The sequence below is a fragment of the Chryseobacterium sp. MYb7 genome (assembly GCF_002979455.1).
In the GTDB taxonomy this organism is placed as follows: Bacteria; Bacteroidota; Bacteroidia; order Flavobacteriales; family Weeksellaceae; genus Chryseobacterium.
On record NZ_PCOU01000025.1, the window covers coordinates 64,736 to 79,603 of the forward strand.

Here is a 14,868-nt window from a genome sequence, read left to right on the forward strand (position 1 = left end):
ATTTATTTACAAGATATAATTATAATTTATTTCCGGGAAGTCCAATCTTTAGCAGGCGTAATCCAATCATTGAGTGCTTTAAAAAGAAACCCATGTTGTAAACCCGTGTTAAGCTCTATTTCTTTAAAATCTTTAATATCAGATCTGATAAACCTTTGTTCTTTTGATAAAAGTACATGTCCATCATCCGACTTCTCTGTAATGGAAAGAATTTTCCCATACAGCTTAAAGTTTTTATCTTTTTCCAAAGAATCATCTTTAAAACTGGCTCCGATAAACACAAATTTCAATTGTGGATTTTTCTCATAAAAAGAGACATACTGTGCAATATATCCTCCCTGAGATGTTCCCACAACAGTAATCCTTCCGGCCGGAATTCCTTTTTTCATGAGGCTGTCAATCTGTTTCCTTACCTTTTCAGCATAAACTGTAGGGTCTGTATTCGTTTTTCTTTTCTCTGAAATAGTAACGGTATTATGATCTCTTAATTTGTTGAGTATGGTTTCGTATTCTGCAACCCCATATTTTGGATGCTTTTCTTCAAACGAATGGTCTTCCAGAAATTTATTATGCAAAAAGAAAATATACTGTTTTTGCTGTGATTTTTGACCAAACATCAACATTGAGAAAAAAGAAAACACTGCAGCAAAAATATTCTTGAACTTCATCATAACCGGAAATAGCTTTTAATAATAACAAAGAAACAAATGTAGTATTAAAAAGCATTTTTAATGACTTTTTTAAACAAAAAATTCCGGTGCGGGAAGCAAAGCTTCCCGCACCGGAATGTAACAATTTCAATTTAGTTTTTACTTTTATTATGCTTCGCAGGTGTTATCCTTTTTGCAGCATCTTGAATGGAATTCTTTTTTGAATTTCCCTTTCAGCTCCTGATAATCTTCATCATTCATTTCTCTGATCTTATCTGCCAGTCCGAAAGGTGACTTTTCTTTGATTCCATATTCATCAAAAATACCTTTGATAAATCTTTTTCTTTGTATTGCTTTTTTAGCGATTAAGGCTACACCTACTACGGCTAGTGCTCCTAGAGCTCCTTTTAATGCTGAATTTTTCATTTTTTCAAAATTTTAAATTTTACTACTTCTTGTTTTTTATAGAGACGAATGAATTTTAATTTTACTTTACTACTTCTTTAAAAATTTCAAATTATTCGTTGTTTCTGTTGAAGAATCCCCCTGAACATTTATTTTTCCATACTTCTTTGAATTTTTCTCTTTCTTCAGGAGACCAGCTTTCCATTTTTTCTCTCATTTTTCTTTCTTTGAGGTCTTTCATTCCTTTTCCGAAATGGAAACCTCCAAAAAGAATTTTGCTTAGGATCAGTATTCCCATTGCCTGCCAGAAACTAATCGTTTTCACTCCTAAAATCTCCGGAAGAAGGCAATTCCAAAGCAGCATTACAATCCATGTAACTGCGGCTAAAATTAATGGTGGACATAACAATAAAAAAATCCAACCCTTTTTGTGTTTATGATTCATAATTTCTTTTTCTAACTTTTTAAATCTTCGTATAGCTTTCTCAGCCTGTTTCTCAAGTGCTTCACAGCATAGTTTTTTCTACTGATGATGGTTTTGATGTTTTCTCCCTGTTCATCGGCAATCTCCTGGAGTGTTTTGTCGTTGAGTTCATTTTCTACGTAGACCAGTCTTTGTTTTTCGGGAAGTTCATCCAATGCTTCAAACAGTTTTTTCCAGATCTCATCCTGAAACATCTTTACTTCAGGGCCTGCGCTCTCATCCAGCAAAAGAATATCCTTGATAGAAAAACTGCCGTCTTCATCTTCATATACGAAATCTTCAAGATTTTCTGTTTTCTTTTTACGGTAACGGTCTGTGATTTTATTCGCCGTTACTCTGTATAGCCACCCACCAACATTTACGATCTCCGAAATATTCGTAAGGCTACTGAACTGATACCACACTTCCTGAAGAATATCTTCCGCATCTTCCGTGTTTTTCACTTTCGGACGGATATAAGACATCAGCTTCCCTCCGTAGTTGGAAACGGTCTGCGAGATGATACTTTCTTTCTCTTTCTGTGGCATTGTTATTTTTTCGACAACCTCCATATTGCTATGACGGCTGATCTTTTGGTTTTACTTTAATAAATTTAAAATATTTTTCTTAGAAATCAATTTTTCTTTTATCCATCGGTATTTTATTCATCAAATTATCAGCAATTTATCTATTTATTATTTTTTCAGAAGCCTTTTCCCGCTATCCGCTCATACTCCTCATGCCCCACTATCCCACACTCTTACCCTCCGACTCTCCCACTCATACTCCGGGGTAACTGCTGCTATCGGGGCTAGGGGTGATCAATAATAATTGATGAATAATAATGTACCTGATTTTGTCTGAGATAATAAAAAAGAAACGGAAAGTAAGAACTCCCCGTTTCTGAAAATATAAAAAAATAATTAGTTTACTACTTATTAAAATTCTGAGCAAAAAAGCCTAACATGTATTTATAGAGTTCAATTCTATTTTGTTCTTTTCCAAACCCATGCCCTTCATCATATTTTACCATATAAGGAACTTCAAAACCTTTGGCACGCATTGCTTTCACCATCTGGTCAGATTCGTTGATATTTACCCTTGGATCATTAGCTCCCTGCACTACAAACAAAGGTTTTTTAATTTTATCAACCTGGAAAACAGGAGATACTTCTTTAGCAATTTTGGCTTCTTCAGGATTGTCAAGGTCATACCAGATTTGTTTCATCTTTTCTTTCAATGGTTTCAAATATTCCGCAAATGAATCGAAGAAGGTGAAGATATTGGACACTCCTACATAATCTACCCCACAAGTATATAAATCAGGAGTTTTGATCAATCCCATCAATGTAGCATAACCTCCATGGCTTCCTCCATAAATGGCAATTTTATTTTTATCAGTCCATCCTTGTTCAATAACATACTTTACTCCATCTTCCACATCATCCATTATCTTTCTACCAATCTGCTTATATCCACTCTGTACGAATTCTTTCCCATATCCTTCTGAAATCCTGAAATTCACATGAAGTGTGGCGAATCCTCTACTTGCAAAAAGCTGGTCTTCGGGATTGAATTCCCAAATATCTCTGGTCTCATGAGGACCACCGTGAGGGTTAACAATCAAAGGAACTTTTTTGCCATTCAAGGCAGCTTTTGGTAAAGTAATATAACCATGAATTGTTAATCCATCCCTGCTTTTGAATTCTATTGGTCGCATCTCTGCCATATCCTCTTCTTTCAATTGAGGCATAAGATCATAAAGAAGCTTTACATTTTTGGTTTTAGTATCATATTCATAATATTTACCATATAGTTTATCGCTACTAACTTTTACAAGAAGTTTATTCTCATTATCATCAGAAGAAGCTACATAAAATTGCTTATCATCAAACTCGGATTTCAGCCTGGTATAAACTTCTTTATAAAATTTACTTACCGGAATTGTTTCATCTTTAATTCCATCGTAACTGATATAATCTAATTCGTAATTTCTATTTTTTTCAGCTAAGCCTATTGAACTGACATCAAATGTAGCATTGGAATACACTTCTTTTATAACAGTATTTTTCTTCAGGTCATAGAGTACAATTTTTAGTTTATCACTGTTTAAATTTGTAGTTACATATACCTCATCCTTATTTTTTGAATGATCATTAAAGCCAATAATACTGAATGTGTCTTTCCAGTCTGCTGATTTAATAAGACTAAATTTACTTGTCTTCAAATCTTTATAATATGTTTTCTTTATTACTCCATTTTCAAGAATTACATATCCTCGTAAGTTACCGTCTTTATCAAAAATATAATTACGAATAGAATTTTTAGGATCTTTATTCTCGAATAGTTGAACCATTTCTCCTGTTTTGTAATTGATCTTAAAAGGTTCGAAAATCTGCTTATTGTTTTTATTCATTGTAATAATAACAAAATCTGTATCTTTTATTATCTTGAAAAAACCAAGTGTAACACCTTCAAATGGGGTAAGATCTTTTAGGTTATTACCATCCTGATCAACAGAATACAGATGTAATTGTTCATTCCCTCCCTTATCCTGAACGTAGAAAAGATGTTTTTTATCAAGCCATCCGTAACCACTAATTGCGTCATCTTTCTCTTCAATGGCTTTTGTAATTTTTCCTGTTTTAATATTTTTTACATAGACGTGGTTTTTGCCGTCTTTATCTTTTTCCTTATAAGAAAGATACTGACCGTCTGGAGAAAGCTGAAATGCCGATGCTTTGGGTCTTGCAAAATAATCTTCAACTTTATATTTGAACGTTCCTTTATCATAAGAAACAAGTTTCTCCAAACTGACTTTAGTTGAGGGAAGCGTAGGATCTCCCGGTAATTTGCTACTGCTCTGTGCATTAATTATTATTGTACTTAGCATGATTGAAGCTATGCCAAAGATTTTAAATTTTAAACTCATTATTTATATTTTTACTATTAAACATTTCTTTATAACTCAATTCGGTACTGCAAATTTCCTCCGAAAATATTCAGATATAAGTTATCACTATGTTATATAGTGTTAAATAGTGTTATTGTGCTATTCTTTTTTATTTCGTAATGCGTAATTTCGATTAGTTATATAATCTTATGAATACATTATTTACAAACTTTGGTAAACCTTTATTTATAGTGGCCTGTATTGTTGTTTTTACATTTCAGGGGTATTGGCTGTGGAATAGTTTTCAAAATAAAAAGAAAGAGTTTTTGGAACAGACAAAATTTGAAATGACACAAGTTTTTATGAATAAGTTAATCCGTAGCTTGCCTATAGGCCCTAAGAAAATAGATTCTATTTTTGGTCCGGGAAAAGTATCCTTTACTAATATTCAATCCATCAATAATAAATCACAAATATTTATTCCAAATACCAAGTCAAAATTAAAAACAAAAACAACCGTAAAGAACAAAAAAAATGATACAATAACAATTAAAGACGGAAATACATTTTTTAAAGACGGAAATAGAATGGATTACATCCTATACAACGAAATAAGGTCTTATATACCTGAACTGGTTCATGCAGATATAACTGTTTATTATGAAAGCAAAAAATCAAAACGTACTTATCCTTTGAACCGTTCCATCAAAAACACAAACACTACCGAGCCTATCGCACTATTAGACCATAGTACATGCAGAATACATATTGAGAATCTAAATGGTATTATAATAACTCACAAAATGCTTTGGCCTATCATTTTTTCCATATTGTACATTATTCTTTTTCTTGGTACAATTCTTATACTTTTCCGTAATCTAACATTGAATCAAAAACTGCTTAAAAACAAAGAAATTTTTACAAGGAATATGACGCATGAGCTTAAGATACCTATTTCCACACTGCTGATTGCAGCAGAAGGGCTTGAAAAATATAATATAGTAAATGAACCGGAAGGAGCCAGAAAATATGCGAAAAGTATTCAAAGAGCGAGTACTCAACTTTCTTCTCTTGTAGAAACAATTCTCCAAAATACAAAAGCAGACAACAATAAAGAAGTACTAAAACTTACTCGTATAAATTTATTAACTTTACTGGAAGAAGTAAAGGAAATACTCTCTGGTATTACTATAAAAAGCCAGGCAAAAGTTATATTCCAAGATATTGATAGGAGTATAGATATTAAGGGAAATTATGAGCAAATGAAACAGGTATTTTTAAACTTATTGGACAATTCATTAAAATATACGGAAAAGCAGCCTGTAATTATAATTTCAGCCGAGCGTGCTCGTAATCGTATTATTATAAAAATAGAAGATAATGGAATTGGGATTCCCGAAAAATACTTCCAGGAAGTATTTAAAACTTATTTTCGAATTACAAATGGTGATCTACATGATGTAAAAGGTTTTGGATTAGGCTTGAGTTTTGTAAAAAGTTCTTTAAAAAAACAAAATGGAAGCATCCGTATATTAAAACCTGAATCTGCAGGTACTGTCATGGAACTAAATCTCCCGTTATATGAATCATAAAGCTAAAGTATTATATTTAGAAGACGATCCGGATCTGGGGGAAATCACTACTGATATGCTCACAAGAATGAATTTTTCCATACAATGGGTAAACAATGGAATTGAAGGACTGGAGGCTGTTAAAAACGAAAAATTTGACATCATTATTGCTGATATCATGATGCCACAACTGGATGGTTACAGCTTTCTTAGAGAGATAAGAGACAGGAATGATCATACTCCCTTGATTCTTATTTCTGCACGGGTTTTAACCGAGGATGTGCTTAAAGGATTTTCTTTGGGAGCAGATGATTATATGAGAAAGCCTTTTAGTATTGAAGAATTAAATGCAAGGATTCGGAGGATTCTCAAACGTTCTATCTCTGAGGGACCCCCTACAAATAACATAACTGTAGGAAGTTATGAGTACAATCACAGCACGTACAAACTGACTTATAAAGATAAAGAAGTGATGCTTTCGCCGAGATCAGGAGAAATCCTTTACCGTCTGGCTACCAGCAAGGATGGTTTTTTACCCCGAAAAGAAACACTGCTGGAATTATGGGGTGATGATCATTTTTTCAACGGCAGAAGCCTTGATGTCTTTATTTCAAAATTGAGGAAATACCTTTCTGAAGACCCGAGGATCAGCATTATCAACATAAGAGCTACCGGCTACCGTTTAATAATAAGCTAAAAAAACTGCTGCAAGGAAATCCTTTGCAGCAGTTTTTATTATAAATGAATGAATGTTATTTTTTATAAATACGGACTTCTTTCGCTTTAAAATCGACAGTAGTGATGTACTGCTTTAGGAATTCATATCCTAATAAGCCATCTATCTTTACTGTACTTTTATGGTTGAGACCATTAAGCATATCATTTTCAAAAATAAACCCAAGCTTTTCGTAGTTGACATCCCCAACTTTTAATCTTTTAATACGGCCTTTTTTCGCTTTTGTCTTTCCTCCTATTCCCGTAAGATCACTTTCTTTATATCTGATGATAGATTCTTTCAGCTCAGGAACATATTTTTCATAAAGAACATTGGCAGCCGCTCCTGAATCTAATCCCATATTATACACTTTACCATTGACTTCCATCGAAAAAACAGGAATATGCTTATACATTTCAAACGGAATAGTGGCAATAAGTTCACCGTTCAGTTCTTTTTCCTGAGCTAAAGAAGGATTTAATAGTCCAATAATTTTGTGATTTTTATAATCAAACGTTAATGCATAATCATCAAATACGCTGTAACCAATTAAACCTAAAATCTTTTTCTTGGTCAAATGAGACATAGAGACGGAAAGCACATTTCCTTCAGAAAGAGTAATACCATTCCAGTAAAAAGATTTTATATGGGCTGAGCCTGCTTTTTTTACTTTTCCGCCTACTCCACTGGCTTCACTTTTATAGGATGAGTTGTATTCTATATTTTCTGCATCTGAGTTGAGGATAAGATCCGGAGCTCCGCTATCCAATATAAATGTACCTTCCTTTCCGTTAAGAGAGGCCTGCACATAAATAATTCCATTATAAACCGTAAAATGTATTTCTATACGTTCACGGGTATTCGTTTTCGAAGGAGCCAAAAGCTCTGCAGATTTACTGCTGCTGGTATTATCTTTTTCTACAATATTGGCTTGAGCTTTTATAAAAATGCTAAGGATCATTAAGATCATAACCATAAATAATCTGTACAATGCTATCATAATAATGTTTTTTGATATCACAAATGTCCGCAGAAAGCCTGTTTTTATTAGTTATCAAATGGTTATGTAATGTTAAATAGTGTTATCAAGATAGCTAAAACAAAAAAACGGAAAGCCTTTGCCTTCCGTTTCCATCTTTATAAGATTAATAGTTTATTTATTAAAATTTTCTGCAAAGAATCCTAACATCGACTTGTAAAGTTCTATTCTGTTTGGTTCTTTTCCAAACCCGTGTCCTTCATCATATTTTACCAGATAAGGAACTTCAAAACCTTTGGCACGCATTGCTTTTACAATCTGATCAGATTCATTGATATTTACTCTTGGATCATTTGCTCCCTGCACTACAAATAAAGGTTTCTTGATCTTGTCGATCTGGAATACCGGAGAAACTTCTTTAGCAATCTTAGCTTCTTCAGGATTGTCCAGGTCATACCAGATTTGTTTTACCATTTCTTTGTATGGTTTCCAGTATTCCGGGAATGAAGCAAAGAAGGTGAAAATATTAGATACACCTACATAATCCACTCCACAGGTATACAGATCCGGAGTTTTAATCAGCCCCATCAATGTTGCATATCCACCGTGGCTTCCTCCATAAATGGCTACTTTATCTTTATCTACCCAACCTTGTTCAATGGCATATTTTACACCATCTTCCACATCATCCATGGCTTTTCTTCCGATTTGTTTGTAACCGGCTTTCTGGAATGATTTTCCATATCCTCCGGAGATTCTGAAATTGACCTGAAGCGTAGCATATCCTCTGCTCGCAAACAGCTGTGTTTCCGGATTGAATCCCCATCGGTCTCTGATTCCCTGAGGCCCGCCGTGAGGGTTTACAATCAAAGGAACTTTTTTACCTTCCAGTGCAGCTTTAGGCAGGGTAATATATCCATGAATGGTTAATCCGTCTCTGCTTTTAAATTCGATAGGTCTCATCTCAGCCATATCTTCTTCCTTAAGCTGAGGCATCAGGTTGTAAAGAAGCTTGGTTTGTTTCGTTTTTGTATCATATTCGTAATACGTTCCGTAGAGTTTATCACTTCCTACAACAACCAAAAGTTTATCATTGTTATCATCAGAAGAAGCAATACCGAACTCTTTGTCTCCGAACTGAGATTTTAATTGGTCATGAATTTCTTTATAAAATTTACTTACCGGAACGGTTTCTCCTTTAACCCCTTCATAGCTGATAAGATCAAGCTCATAATTTCTGTTTTTACCAGCAGTGCTTATTGAGCTTACATCATATACAGGATTAGAATATACTTCTTTAATCACCGCATTTTTCTTCAGGTCATAGAGTACAATTCTTGCTTTATCACTGTCAAGATTAGTTGCTACATAGGCTTCATCTTTATTTTTAGAATTTTCATTAAATTCTATAATACTGAAGGTATCAGACCAGTCTGCCGATTTAATCAGATTGAATTTTCCTGTCTGCAGATCTTTATAATAGGTTTTTGTAGTTAACCCGTTTTCAAGAACGCTATACCCTCTCAAATTTCCATCCTTATCAAAAAGATAGTCGTCAATAGGGCTATTGACATCTTTATTTTCATATAACTGGGTCATTTCCCCGGTAACGAAATTGATCTTAAAAGGTTCGAAGATCTGCTTATTATTTTTATTGAGGGTAACGACAACGAAGTCCGTATCTTTTATAGGAATGATTGACTGTACTTTTACTCCGTCAAATGGGGTCAAATCCTTCTGATTTCCTCCATCAATATCTGTAGCATACAAATGAATATTTTCATTTCCGCCTCTATCCTGTGTATAGAAAAGACGTTTTTTATTCAGCCAGCCATAGTTTCTGACAAGATCGTCTTTTTCTACGATGGCTTTATTGATTTTTCCTGTTGCCAGATCTTTTACATACACATGATTCTTTTTATCCTGATCTTTTTCTTTATAGGAAAGATATTTCCCATCAGGAGAAATTTTAAATGCTGAAGCTTTTGGTCTTGCAAAGTAATCTTCCACTTTGTATTTAAAGTTTCCTTTATCATAAGAAATAAGCTTTTCAAGATTGGCTTTGGAAGATGGCAAAGTAGGATCTCCCGGCAGTTTGGCAGTAGAACTCTGTGCGTTGGTCATGATGGTAGATAGTACAATAAGGGCTGTACCGAAAATGTTGTGATTTAGGTTCATAACTTCTGTTTTTAAGGTTAAAGTTATATAAGCATTTAATTTTTAGAACAGTAAAAATAGATGCATTTATATAATAAGACACACTATACCCCTAAAACGTTACAGTATTTCTATCAATTAATGAAAAAATTATGATTTTATAAAAAAGACAGCCTTACTGACTGTCTTTTGTTTAGTGTAAATAGATCCCGAAATACCATGTCCAAGCGATTAAGATAATCTGCATGGGAATCCTTTGATTGTAAAGGTATTTCATTCCCGGACCGGTGTAATCTGCTTTAAAAATATTAATCTTTTTTCTGGAAGAATTGATATTGGCTATAAAAACCAAGATATAAAAAATAATGAGCAAAATAGCTGTTATTTCACGAATAGCCGGAATCATAAGTCCGATTCCTGCTGCAATTTCCAGAACTCCCGTAAAGTATACCCAAAACATTTTTGCAGGCATAAAATCCGGGATCATCATAGCCATTCCTTTTTGAAACTTAAAATGAGAAAAGCCTGTAAATAGAACAAATACAGCCATTCCCAGATTTCCTGAAAATATAAAATCTGGCTTTCCCTGAAACAAAAAAGTTCCCAGCAAAGCCAGAATAAATGTTGCGAAAAGTATAACGAGTAATTTCATTTTTTAGGGATTAGGTTTTAGGTGGCAGGTAGCAGTTCTAAACTTTGAATTTTAAATTTTGAATTCTTTACACTGAACCAAGGCTTATTCCTTCTGCAAGACTTTTTACAACCATCAGACCTTTTGTAAAGCCTGTGTTAAGATGTTCCTGCCATTCTTTTTCCACCTGAACTTCCGTATGGAGCTTTGTTTTTCCATCGAAATCTATCAGGAAATATTTTTCAAAACTGCCACTCCATTCCATTACTTCTTTGCTCTGGGTGTCCTCATGACCTTCTTTATCTATCATTCCCAGATGTTTGAACACGATCTGATTAGGCTCGTCCAGACTGTCTATGGTTGAAACCATTCCTTCACCATGAGCATTGAGAAAATAGGTCTTTCCTCCTACTTTCCAATCGGATTTCATGACAGATCCTGCACCGAAATATTTTGTCCATTCACTATATGTTTCAGGATTCCAGAGAATGTCCCAGACTTTCTGCATGGGAGCATCAATTACTGTTTCGTATGATAAAGTTTCCATTTTATTTTTTTTTTAGTGGTCATTGCGAGCAAAAACTGAAGGTTTTCGAACGTAGTTCATGAAGCAAGCTCACAACCGAAATGATTTTTATTTTTAATTCAAAATGAATTATTTACAGTTGATTTTCTGAAAGGTGCTTCACAATTGACATTGCTTTCGGAAATTTCTCTTCAAAGAATTCTTTGAACTCTGCCGGAGTTTGAATCTCTGCTTTCAATAAAGTTCCTTCTTCGTTTTCTTCGAGAAAATAAGCTTCTGTAGCCTCTCCCCAATCCTGAGGAACTTCAATACCATCATAAATCTCCCCGAGGTGCAGAAATTTTATTTCTTCATTAGGAATTACTTTTTCTACTTTACTGTACATTCCGTTGTTTTTGGGATCAAGAAATTTGACGATATTATTCTCTTCCAGAGTTCCTTCATAAAAAGAACCTTCTGTAAATGCTGTTGTCCATTGTCTGTAGGTAATATCTCCCCAAAGGACACTCCATACTTTTTCTGGCTCGGCATTGATTTCTATTTCGTATGATAGTCTTTCCATATATTTTTTTAAGGTATTAGGTTGTAGATAATAGGTTGCAGGTGATTGGGTTTGAGAGTCAGAGGGTTTTAGGGTGAGATAATTATTGGTAATCATTTCTAGCTTCTGATTTCTAACCTCTATTTCTCATTTATCCTCCGACAAAATCACCTCCGTTAATGTGAATGATTTCTCCTGTGATATAACTTGCGTCTTTGGAAGCAAGAAAAACGTAAGCTGGAGCTACTTCTGATGGCTGCCCCGCACGCTTCAGCGGAGTGTCTTTTCCAAACTTGGAAAGATCATCAAAAGCTTCTTTTACAAGCGGAGTCCATATAGGCCCCGGCGCAATTCCGTTGACCAAAATTTCTTTTTCTGCAAGATTATCAGCCAATGAACGGATAAAGGACAAAACAGCTCCTTTGGTGGCCGCATAATCAATTAAATGATCACTTCCGCGATATGCTGTGACAGAGGTTGTGCAGATAATCCGTCCTCCTTTTCCCATCATTGGAAGAAAATTTCTGGTGAAAGAAATCATAGAAATGATATTGGTATCAAATGTTTCCTGAATCTGTTCATCAGAGATTTTTTCCAGACTGCTTTTGGAAGTATGGATTCCTGCATTATTGACAAGAATATCAAACTTTTTCCAAGTCGTTTTAATCTTGTCTGCACATTTTGTTCTGAAAGCTTTTCTCGTAAGATCTCCTTTGATTAGAAGGCACTTCTGTCCCTCTTTTTCAACCAGCTTTTTTGTTTCTTTGGCATCGTCATCACTTTCTTTATAAATGATGGCAACATCTGCTCCTTCTCTCGCAAAATGAACAGCTACGGCCTGTCCTATGCCACTGTCTCCGCCAGAAATAACCGCTTTTTTACCCTGCAGTTTCCGGCTTCCCTGATAATCATTCCGGATAATTTCCGGAAACAGCCCTTCTTTAGGGACTTTTGATTTAGATTGTGATTTGTTCTGTGTTTTCATAAGCAAATCTTTTCTCTAAATCATATCAAACAATAAGCCGAAATGGATTAAGAATTATAAGCGTCTTCCAAATCCTGGATAATAATTTTCTGCATTTTCATCATTGCCTGGACTACTTTGTAAGCTTTTTCACGATCAGCATCGTTCATTAACTGGATGAGTCTTTTAGGAACAATCTGCCAGCTCATTCCGTATTTATCTTTCAGCCAGCCGCACATGCTTTCTCTTCCTCCGTCTGCTGTAAAAGTATTCCAGTAATGATCGGTTTGCTGCTGATCATCTGTCATTACTACTAATGAAATTCCTTCGTTAAAATCAAACTGATGATCATAAGAATTGTCCATGCAGAACAGACTGTAATTATCAATCGTAAAATGAGCATGCTGAACATTTTCCGCAGGCTCCGGGCTGTCATGCCCTTCGCTTCCGGCTCCATAGTTCAGTATATTTCCTATGTTTGAGTTTTGAAAAGTCTTTGTGTAAAGATCCATTGCTTCTTTTGCTTTTCCATTATTCTGATGGATAAACATTAAAGTAGGAATTATTTTCTGCTCACTTGCTTTTTCTCCCAAAAACAGCTGCCACGTTACTCCATATTTATCCTGCACCCATCCGTATTTTGAGCTCCATGAGTAAGGTCCCAGTTCCATCAAAGCCATACCGCCTTCCAATAATTGATCCCAATATTTTTGAACTTCGTCTTCTGTTTCACAGATCACCATGAAAGAAATAGAAGCATTTTTTTTGAATTGCGGACCTCCGTTCAGAAGCATCAGTCTTTGCCCAAACAAATCAATATTCATCACTACAGGAGTATCTGCTGTAATTTCGCCTCCAAAAACGTTACAGTAAAATTCTGCAGATTGTTTGGCGTCTCCATCATACCAGAGACATGGGAAAATATCGTTATTCATAATTTTATATTTTAATAAGGGGATGTATTTATATTTTGATTTCTCTATACAACAGCAAAAGATATCTAATGCCTTTGCATTGAAACGATTTTCTCCATCTTAGTGCAAAGACAATGTAAAATTTTCAGTTGTATATTTATTTTATGCTTCTTTAAAGCACATCTGATTTTCTTCCATGTAATTTTTCAGTTTCATCATCGTATTTTTACCGAAACCATGGAGCTGCATGATTTCTTTTTCGGAATAATCTGAAAGTTTTTCCAAAGAATTTATTTTTTCTTTTTCTAAAGCTCTTCTTGCACGCATTGCAATAACTCCATGGAGGAATGCTTCTGCAGAGTCATAATTAAAAGCATACATAGAATTTAAACTCTTTGACATGATAACTAGATTGATCATGGTTACAAAAAATATTGTTAATGATTCTCAACATATTTGTGGAAATTATTCAGGATAGCATACCAGCCATCCCGCTGCATTTCCACAGAATTTTGTTTTTCCGGATCGAAAATTTCAATAACTTTCGTTGTATTTTCATCTATTTTATCGAAAACAACTTCTACTTTCCGTCCGTCCTCTATGTGATATTTGATGATCTCATGAGGAATAATTTCATCATATACTCCTTCAAAATCGAATCCGAAACTTTTGTCTTTCGCTTCCATTCTGTGTTTGAATTTGCCTCCTACCTTCAGGTTATTTTCAGAACTAGGACATTGCCAGCTTTCATGGGCGAAATTCCATTTCGTAATGTGTTTAGGCTCATTGAAATAATTCCAAACCTTTTCAACCGGAGCTAAAATTGTAATGTCTATTTTAATTGGATCCATAGTTCTATATTTTTAAGTTTGAATAAAGAGCTGCCCAAAAAATGGGCACCTCTTTTTTATCATTAGTTAAATATAAGATTATTTTGCATATTCTTCATTATAGTTCACCATCCAATGAACACCGTATTTATCCTGAAAGCAGCCAAAATAGTCTCCCCAGAATTGGTCTTCAATCGGCATTTCTACATTTCCTCCATCAGAAAGTTCTTTAAAAATTCTGTCTGCTTCGTTTCTGGAATCAGGGAAAATAGACACATAATTATTGTTTCCAACGGTAAGAGTCTGCCCAAATCCAGGTACAATATCTGATGCCATTAAAAGATCTCCTCCAATAGGCAAAGCGATATGCATTACTCTGTTTTTTTCTTCTTCCGAAAGGTTTTCTGTACCGGGAGCATTACCCATTTTATGGATTCCTCCAACGAATTCACCCCCAAAAATAGTTTTGTAAAAATTGAACGCTTCTTCAGCTGTTCCGTCGAAATTTAAGTACGGATTTAATTTAGCCATGATTTTTAATTTTAAAGTTATGAAGTCATCTTGACTTTTTCAAAAATTATATTTTTTATTTGAAATAAAAAAAGGGATTAGGAAATTAGAGTCGCTAA

Annotated in this window: 17 protein-coding genes; 2 read left to right on the forward strand and 15 right to left on the reverse strand. The window is 34.5% G+C overall.

Features of this window, described 5'->3' with window-relative positions; genetic code table 11:
* Positions 1 to 26: 26 nt before the first annotated feature.
* The 5 genes from CQ046_RS17950 to CQ046_RS17970 form a co-directional block, all read right to left on the reverse strand.
* Entirely contained in the window at positions 27 to 671 is a 645-nt protein-coding gene (locus CQ046_RS17950) for an alpha/beta hydrolase (protein ID WP_105703598.1), read from the reverse strand.
* 147 nt (positions 672 to 818) lie between these two features.
* Complete coding sequence (locus CQ046_RS17955; RefSeq protein ID WP_047385468.1) at positions 819 to 1,076, reverse strand: hypothetical protein; 258 nt, start codon at positions 1,074 to 1,076, stop codon at positions 819 to 821.
* Between the two features lie 91 nt (positions 1,077 to 1,167).
* On the reverse strand, positions 1,168 to 1,500 hold the full coding sequence (locus CQ046_RS17960) for a hypothetical protein (RefSeq protein WP_105703599.1): 333 nt from the start codon (positions 1,498 to 1,500) through the stop codon (positions 1,168 to 1,170).
* 11 nt (positions 1,501 to 1,511) lie between these two features.
* Positions 1,512 to 2,066 carry an RNA polymerase sigma factor gene (locus tag CQ046_RS17965; RefSeq protein ID WP_174774444.1) on the reverse strand — a complete coding sequence of 185 codons (555 nt, stop codon included), beginning with the start codon at positions 2,064 to 2,066 and terminating at the stop codon, positions 1,512 to 1,514.
* Between the two features lie 383 nt (positions 2,067 to 2,449).
* Entirely contained in the window at positions 2,450 to 4,450 is a 2,001-nt protein-coding gene (locus CQ046_RS17970; RefSeq protein ID WP_105703600.1) for an alpha/beta hydrolase family protein, read from the reverse strand.
* A 170-nt stretch (positions 4,451 to 4,620) separates the two neighbouring features.
* On the opposite strand from CQ046_RS17970, the gene CQ046_RS17975 reads away from it, so the two are divergent.
* Entirely contained in the window at positions 4,621 to 6,003 is a 1,383-nt protein-coding gene (locus CQ046_RS17975; RefSeq protein ID WP_105703601.1) for a sensor histidine kinase, read from the forward strand.
* Positions 5,993 to 6,679 (forward strand): response regulator transcription factor, encoded by a 687-nt coding sequence (locus CQ046_RS17980; RefSeq protein WP_105703602.1) that lies wholly within the window; start codon positions 5,993 to 5,995, stop codon positions 6,677 to 6,679. Before CQ046_RS17975 ends, CQ046_RS17980 begins: the two co-directional genes overlap by 11 nt.
* A 55-nt stretch (positions 6,680 to 6,734) precedes the next feature.
* Here CQ046_RS17980 and CQ046_RS17985 read toward each other — a convergent pair whose 3' ends face one another.
* The 10 genes from CQ046_RS17985 to CQ046_RS18030 form a co-directional block, all read right to left on the reverse strand.
* The gene (locus tag CQ046_RS17985; protein ID WP_105703603.1) at positions 6,735 to 7,697 is read right to left on the reverse strand and encodes a pepsin/retropepsin-like aspartic protease family protein; all 963 of its coding nucleotides are present in this window, start codon (positions 7,695 to 7,697) and stop codon (positions 6,735 to 6,737) included.
* 153 nt (positions 7,698 to 7,850) lie between these two features.
* Entirely contained in the window at positions 7,851 to 9,854 is a 2,004-nt protein-coding gene (locus CQ046_RS17990) for an alpha/beta hydrolase family protein (RefSeq protein ID WP_105703604.1), read from the reverse strand.
* A gap of 172 nt (positions 9,855 to 10,026) precedes the next feature.
* Positions 10,027 to 10,485 carry a DoxX family protein gene (locus CQ046_RS17995; RefSeq protein WP_105703605.1) on the reverse strand — a complete coding sequence of 153 codons (459 nt, stop codon included), beginning with the start codon at positions 10,483 to 10,485 and terminating at the stop codon, positions 10,027 to 10,029.
* Between the two features lie 67 nt (positions 10,486 to 10,552).
* Positions 10,553 to 11,011 (reverse strand): SRPBCC family protein, encoded by a 459-nt coding sequence (locus tag CQ046_RS18000; protein ID WP_105703606.1) that lies wholly within the window; start codon positions 11,009 to 11,011, stop codon positions 10,553 to 10,555.
* Between the two features lie 112 nt (positions 11,012 to 11,123).
* Positions 11,124 to 11,552 (reverse strand): ATPase, encoded by a 429-nt coding sequence (locus CQ046_RS18005; RefSeq protein ID WP_105703607.1) that lies wholly within the window; start codon positions 11,550 to 11,552, stop codon positions 11,124 to 11,126.
* A gap of 130 nt (positions 11,553 to 11,682) precedes the next feature.
* Positions 11,683 to 12,516, reverse strand: a complete 834-nt coding sequence (locus tag CQ046_RS18010) for an SDR family oxidoreductase (protein WP_105703608.1) — start codon at positions 12,514 to 12,516, stop codon at positions 11,683 to 11,685.
* A 47-nt stretch (positions 12,517 to 12,563) separates the two neighbouring features.
* Positions 12,564 to 13,430: a VOC family protein gene (locus CQ046_RS18015; RefSeq protein WP_105703609.1), complete on the reverse strand. Its 867-nt coding sequence runs from the start codon at positions 13,428 to 13,430 to the stop codon at positions 12,564 to 12,566.
* Between the two features lie 141 nt (positions 13,431 to 13,571).
* Positions 13,572 to 13,811 carry a DNA-directed RNA polymerase subunit alpha C-terminal domain-containing protein gene (locus tag CQ046_RS18020; RefSeq protein ID WP_228406990.1) on the reverse strand — a complete coding sequence of 80 codons (240 nt, stop codon included), beginning with the start codon at positions 13,809 to 13,811 and terminating at the stop codon, positions 13,572 to 13,574.
* A gap of 35 nt (positions 13,812 to 13,846) precedes the next feature.
* Complete coding sequence (locus tag CQ046_RS18025) at positions 13,847 to 14,260, reverse strand: SRPBCC family protein (RefSeq protein WP_105703610.1); 414 nt, start codon at positions 14,258 to 14,260, stop codon at positions 13,847 to 13,849.
* Between the two features lie 78 nt (positions 14,261 to 14,338).
* On the reverse strand, positions 14,339 to 14,770 hold the full coding sequence (locus tag CQ046_RS18030; protein WP_105703611.1) for a VOC family protein: 432 nt from the start codon (positions 14,768 to 14,770) through the stop codon (positions 14,339 to 14,341).
* Between the last annotated feature and the right edge of the window lie 98 nt (positions 14,771 to 14,868).

Bases quoted from the DNA above. Each gene is read 5' to 3' on its own strand.
- CQ046_RS18030 (WP_105703611.1), bottom strand. From the start codon at position 14,770: ATGGCTAAATTAAATCCGTACTTAAATTTCGACGGAACAGCTGAAGAA.
- CQ046_RS17950 (WP_105703598.1), bottom strand. From the start codon at position 671: ATGATGAAGTTCAAGAATATTTTTGCTGCAGTGTTTTCTTTTTTCTCA.
- CQ046_RS17995 (WP_105703605.1), bottom strand. From the start codon at position 10,485: ATGAAATTACTCGTTATACTTTTCGCAACATTTATTCTGGCTTTGCTG.
- CQ046_RS18010 (WP_105703608.1), bottom strand. From the start codon at position 12,516: ATGAAAACACAGAACAAATCACAATCTAAATCAAAAGTCCCTAAAGAA.
- CQ046_RS17985 (WP_105703603.1), bottom strand. From the start codon at position 7,697: ATGATAGCATTGTACAGATTATTTATGGTTATGATCTTAATGATCCTT.
- CQ046_RS18000 (WP_105703606.1), bottom strand. From the start codon at position 11,011: ATGGAAACTTTATCATACGAAACAGTAATTGATGCTCCCATGCAGAAA.
- CQ046_RS17970 (WP_105703600.1), bottom strand. From the start codon at position 4,450: ATGAGTTTAAAATTTAAAATCTTTGGCATAGCTTCAATCATGCTAAGT.
- CQ046_RS17980 (WP_105703602.1), top strand. From the start codon at position 5,993: ATGAATCATAAAGCTAAAGTATTATATTTAGAAGACGATCCGGATCTG.
- CQ046_RS17955 (WP_047385468.1), bottom strand. From the start codon at position 1,076: ATGAAAAATTCAGCATTAAAAGGAGCTCTAGGAGCACTAGCCGTAGTA.
- CQ046_RS18025 (WP_105703610.1), bottom strand. From the start codon at position 14,260: ATGGATCCAATTAAAATAGACATTACAATTTTAGCTCCGGTTGAAAAG.
- CQ046_RS18015 (WP_105703609.1), bottom strand. From the start codon at position 13,430: ATGAATAACGATATTTTCCCATGTCTCTGGTATGATGGAGACGCCAAA.
- CQ046_RS17990 (WP_105703604.1), bottom strand. From the start codon at position 9,854: ATGAACCTAAATCACAACATTTTCGGTACAGCCCTTATTGTACTATCT.
- CQ046_RS18005 (WP_105703607.1), bottom strand. From the start codon at position 11,552: ATGGAAAGACTATCATACGAAATAGAAATCAATGCCGAGCCAGAAAAA.
- CQ046_RS18020 (WP_228406990.1), bottom strand. From the start codon at position 13,811: ATGTCAAAGAGTTTAAATTCTATGTATGCTTTTAATTATGACTCTGCA.
- CQ046_RS17965 (WP_174774444.1), bottom strand. From the start codon at position 2,066: ATGCCACAGAAAGAGAAAGAAAGTATCATCTCGCAGACCGTTTCCAAC.
- CQ046_RS17960 (WP_105703599.1), bottom strand. From the start codon at position 1,500: ATGAATCATAAACACAAAAAGGGTTGGATTTTTTTATTGTTATGTCCA.
- CQ046_RS17975 (WP_105703601.1), top strand. From the start codon at position 4,621: ATGAATACATTATTTACAAACTTTGGTAAACCTTTATTTATAGTGGCC.